Annotated in this window: 1 protein-coding gene; it reads left to right on the top strand. The window is 35.9% G+C overall.

Annotated features, from left to right (window positions below; translation table 11 throughout):
- Positions 1-412 (top strand): DUF2345 domain-containing protein (locus tag IO68_RS31990; protein WP_034603950.1); only part of this gene is annotated, 412 nt, incomplete at both ends.

Here is a 412-nt window from a genome sequence, read left to right as displayed (position 1 = left end):
GAATTGAGATTACTAGTCCGAGAGAGATTGTGATTACTGCTGGAGGTTCTCAGATTAAGTTGAATGGTTCAGGTATTTTTCCGATCACGGGTGGCAAGTTTAAGACGAAGGCGGGGCAGCATTTGTTTATGGGTGGAGCGAAAGTTAATATGTCCTTACCTATATTAAAAGAACCAGTTTTTGATGAGGTTAAAAAATTTAGCCATCGTATTGATTTTTCTAGTCTTGGACTTCATTCAGATTATTTAAAAAGTTCTTACCGCATCCGTAAAAAAGATGGAGTTTATTTGAAGGGTGTATTGGATGAAAGAGGTCGGACTAATAGGATTTATTCAGAAGTTGAAGAGCCTTTAGAAGTCTTTATTGATATAGATGAGCCAGTTATTGGCTATATTGAAAATGAAAAAGATAG

This window comes from Acinetobacter sp. COS3 (assembly GCF_000475335.1).
Classification (GTDB): Bacteria; Pseudomonadota; Gammaproteobacteria; order Pseudomonadales; family Moraxellaceae; genus Acinetobacter; species Acinetobacter venetianus.
The sequence above is the reverse complement of the archived record's forward strand: the minus strand, read 5'-3'. Positions and strand labels throughout refer to the sequence as shown.